Source organism: Acidovorax sp. KPB24-03, from assembly GCF_057546605.1.
In genome coordinates this window covers 1-4,194 of sequence record NZ_BAAJYR010000315.1, presented here as the reverse complement: position 1 = coordinate 4,194, position 4,194 = coordinate 1, and the positions used below count along the sequence as shown (strand labels likewise).

Annotated in this window: 2 protein-coding genes and 2 pseudogenes; 3 read left to right on the top strand and 1 reads right to left on the bottom strand. The window is 70.2% G+C overall.

Annotated elements, in window-relative coordinates; translation table 11 throughout:
• Nucleotides 1-873, bottom strand: coding sequence for a MurR/RpiR family transcriptional regulator (locus AC27KI_RS19920; protein ID WP_272566430.1), 873 nt, complete (start codon nucleotides 871-873; stop codon nucleotides 1-3).
• 255 nt (nucleotides 874-1,128) lie between these two features.
• Here AC27KI_RS19920 and AC27KI_RS19915 point away from each other — a divergent pair.
• The 3 genes and pseudogenes from AC27KI_RS19915 to AC27KI_RS19905 all read left to right on the top strand — a co-directional run bounded on the left by AC27KI_RS19915 (nucleotide 1,129) and on the right by AC27KI_RS19905 (nucleotide 4,149).
• Nucleotides 1,129-2,461 (top strand): annotated as a pseudogene (locus AC27KI_RS19915) (aspartate aminotransferase family protein).
• A gap of 68 nt (nucleotides 2,462-2,529) precedes the next feature.
• Entirely contained in the window at nucleotides 2,530-3,456 is a 927-nt protein-coding gene (locus AC27KI_RS19910) for a transporter substrate-binding domain-containing protein (RefSeq protein ID WP_487090907.1), read from the top strand.
• An 11-nt stretch (nucleotides 3,457-3,467) separates the two neighbouring features.
• A pseudogene (locus AC27KI_RS19905) lies at nucleotides 3,468-4,149 on the top strand (aspartate/glutamate racemase family protein).
• Nucleotides 4,150-4,194: the final 45 nt, after the last annotated feature.

The following is a 4,194-nucleotide window of genomic DNA, read 5'->3' as shown; positions in this document are numbered from 1 at the left end:
TCAACCGCCCGGCTTGCGCAGGGTGACCGGCTGCAGGTAGGCGCCCGAGCGCACCAGGTGCTGCTCGGCCGCCTCGATGCGCTCGATGCCCGGCGCGCCCGCGCGGCTGGCCAGCAGTTCCAGCAGCGATTCCGCCACCGCCGTGGCGGCGGCGATCGACGGAAAGAACGACGGGCTCTGGGTGGCGAACAGCACCGTCTCATGGGCCAGCAGCGACAGCGGCGAGGCTTCGCTGTCGGTCAGCGCCACCACCTTCGCGCCCACGCTGCGCGCCGCTTCGGCAGCCTGCAGCGCTTCGCGCGAGTACGGCGCGAAGCTGGCCACCACCAGCGCGTCGCCCTTGGCCAGCGCGCGCAGCTGCATCTCCAGCGAGCCGCCCTGGCCGTCCACCAGATGGACCGAGGGGCGAAACAGCCGGTACACATAGACGAAAGAAAACGCCACGGGAAAGCAGGCGCGAAAGCCCGCCACGTGCACATGGCGGGCCTGCTCCAGCAGCCGCGCGGCACGCGGCAGCGAGACGGCGCTCTGCCGCTCGGTCTGTTCCAGGTTGTGGCGGTGCACGTCGAACATCTCGCCCACCAGCGACTGGTCCTTGGCACGCCCGGCCAGCTGGCGTGCCCGCGGGGCGTATTGCTCGCTGCCCAGGCCCATGTCCTGCGCCAGGGCCTCCTTAAGCGCAGGCCAGCCCTCGAACCCCAGCTGCTGCGCGAACCGCACCAGGGTGGCCGGGGGCACGCCCGAGCGCGCGGCGACGGTGCGCATCGAGGTGGTCACGACCTCGTTCGGACGGTCGATGACGAACTTGGCCGCCTGCTGCAGCGAGGGGGACAGCCCGGCATGGCGCTGGCGAATGGTGTCTCTGAGACTCATGGAAACGGACCTGGACAAGGGCTGAACAAAGGGCGGCGCGGCGCGCTGCACCACCGCACGACTGTAGGGCAAGCGCGCACGGTCAGGCATGAAAGGAGGGCCGGATGGGGTTTGGAACATGTGTTCCATCTGATCGATCGAAAAAACGCATGTTGCAATTTTTGCAGGTGTTGGTATATTTGTTCCAAATAAATAGGAAATGGATTTTTTGATCCGTTGACCGCCCCGCCGCCACCGAACCTTGCCCGCCCCGCCATGACCCACGTTCTGCACCGCCATCTCCACCAGACCCCCCCTGTCGCCGCGGGCGCGCAGGGCATGGTGGTCCGCGACGCCAGCGGCCGCACCTACCTGGATGCCAGCGGCGGCGCCGCCGTGTCCTCGCTCGGCCATGGCCATGCCGACGTGATCGCCGCCATGCACCGGCAGATCGACCGCATCGCGTACGCCCACACCAGCTTCTTCACCACCGACGTGGCGGAGGAGCTGGCGCAGACGCTGGTGCGCGGCGCGCCGGCGGGCACGAGCCATGCCTATTTCGTGAGCGGGGGCTCGGAGGCCGTGGAGGCCGCGCTCAAGATGGCGCGGCAGTATTTCGTGGAGCGGGGGCGAGCCCCAGCGCACGCACTTCATCGCGCGGCGGCAGAGCTACCACGGCAACACGCTGGGCGCGCTCGCGGTGGGCGGCAACGCCTGGCGGCGCGCGCCGTTCGCGCCGCTGCTCGTGCCGGCCACGCACGTGTCGCCCTGCTACCCGTACCGCGAGATGCGCGACGGCGAGTCTCCGCAGGCCTACGGCCAGCGGCTGGCGGCGGAACTGGAGGCCGCCATCCTCGCGCAGGGCGCGGACCGCGTGATCGCTTTCGTGGCCGAGACGGTGGGCGGCGCCACGGCGGGTGTGCTCACGCCGGTGCCGGGCTACTTCCAGGCGGTGCGCGCGGTATGCGACCGCTACGGGGTGCTGCTGATCCTGGACGAAGTGATGTGCGGCATGGGCCGCACCGGCACCCTGCACGCCTGCGAGCAGGAGGGCGTGGTGCCCGACCTCATCACCGTGGCCAAGGGCCTGGGGGGCGGCTACCAGCCCATCGGCGCGGTGCTGGCGCAGGGGCGCGTGGTCGAGGCCATGTCGCGCGGCAGCGGCTTCTTCCAGCACGGCCACACCTACCTGGGCCACCCGGTGGCCTGCGCCGCCGCGCTGGCGGTGCAGCAGGTGATCGCGCGCGACGGCCTGCTGCAGAAAGTGCAGGGCGATGCGCCGGTGTTCGAACGCATGCTGCGCGGCGCGCTGGGTGACCACCCCCACGTGGGTGACATCCGCGGACGGGGCTATTTCTGGGGCATCGAGCTGGTGGCCGATCGCGCAACGAAGGCCCCGTTCGACCCCGCGCTCCGGCTGCATGCGCGCGTCAAGAAGGCCGCGATGGATGCGGGCCTGCTGTGCTATCCGTTCGGCGGCACGGTGGATGGCCTGCGCGGCGACCACGTGCTGCTCGCGCCGCCGTACATCGCCACGCGCGAGGACCTGCAGGCCATCGCCGACCTGCTGGCGCACGCCATCGGGCAGGCCACGGCCGGGCTGGCCTGAGCGTCACCCTTCCCCGTCGTTCCGTTCTCCCTCCCGTTCCATCTCTCGTTCCTGAAGGAGCCTTTGCCATGCCCGTCGCACCGTCCCTTTCGTTCCCGCGCCGCCTCCTGGCCGCCTTTCTGTCGTGCGCGGCCCTGGCCGCCCCGGCGGCCTTCGCCCAGGAGGCGCCCGCGGCCGGCGGCACCCTGGGCAAGATCCAGCAAAGCGGTGCCATCACCTTCGGCTACCGCGAGTCGTCGTTCGGCTTTTCGTACCTGGACGGCAACCTGCGGCCCGTGGGCTACAGCATCGACATCTGCCAACGCATCGTGGAGGCGGTCAAGGCCGAACTGAAGATGCCCGCCATCGAGGTGAGGTACCAGGCCGTCACCTCGGCCAACCGCATTCCGCTGGTGCAGAACGGCACGGTGGACATCGAGTGCGGCTCCACCACCAACCTGGTGGAGCGGCAAAAGCTGGTGGCTTTCTCGCCCGACATCTTCCGCTACAACGTGCGCCTGCTGGTCAAGGCCGATTCCGGCATCCGCGGCATCGCGGACCTGCAGGGCAAATCCGTGGTGACCACGGCGGGCACGACCTCGCTGCGGCTGCTGCGCGAGGCCGACAAGGGCCAGGCCCTGCAGATCACGCACCTGTCGGGCAAGGACCACACCGACTCCTTCCTGCTGGTGGAGAGCGGCCGCGCCGCCGCCTTCGTGCTGGACGACATCCTGCTCGCGGGGCAGATCGCCAATGCGCGCCAGCCGCAGGATTTCGCCATCGTGGGCGAGAGCCTGCGCACCGAGAACCAGTCGCTCATGTTCCGCAAAGACGATCCGCCGTTCAAGGCGCTGGTGGACCGGGTGGTCGGTGCCATGATGCGGTCCGGCGAAATGGAGGCGCTGTACCAGCGCTGGTTCATGTCGCCCATTCCGCCCAAGAACATCAACATCCGCTACCCGCTGAATGCCGAAACGCGCGACGCGTTCCAGAACCCCAGCTCCAAGGGCATCTGAGCCCCCTTCCCATGACCGCACCCATCCCCGTATCCGCATCCGCACCGCCGCGCATCGCGTTGATCCATGCCCTGCCGCATTCCGTCGAGCCTATCAACGCCGCCTTCGCGCAGCAGTGGTCCCAGGCGCTGCGCATGAACCTGCTGGACGACAGCCTCTCGGCCGACCTGGCGCGCTCGGGTGCGGGGCTGGATGCGGCCATGCACGACCGGTTCCTGCGGCTGGCGGACTACGCCGTGGGCACGGGCGCACACGCGCTGCTGTTCACCTGCTCGGCCTTCGGGCCGTGCATCGAGGCGGTGGCGCGCCGGCATGCGGGGCTGCCGGTGCTCAAGCCCAACGAGGCCATGGTGGACGACATCGCGCAGGCCGCCGGCGAAGGGGCCGTGGGCCTGATCGCCACCTTCGCGCCCACGCTGGCCTCCATGCCGCCGGAGTTTCCTGCGCACGTGGCGCTGCACACGGCCCTGGCCGACGGCGCGCTCGACGCGCTGAACCGGGGCGATGCGGTGCTGCATGACCGGCTCATCGCCGAACAGGCGCGCGCGCTGCAGGCGCAGGGCTGCCGCCGCATCGCGCTCGCGCAATTCAGCATGGCGCGCGCCCGGGGCGCATGCCGAGGCGGCCACGGGCTGGCCGGTGTTCACCACCGTGCACAGCGCCGTCGCGCGGCTGCGCCAGCGGCTGGGCTGAAAAGAAAAAAGGTGGACAGGCCGGGCGGCGCAGGCGCGCTCAGTG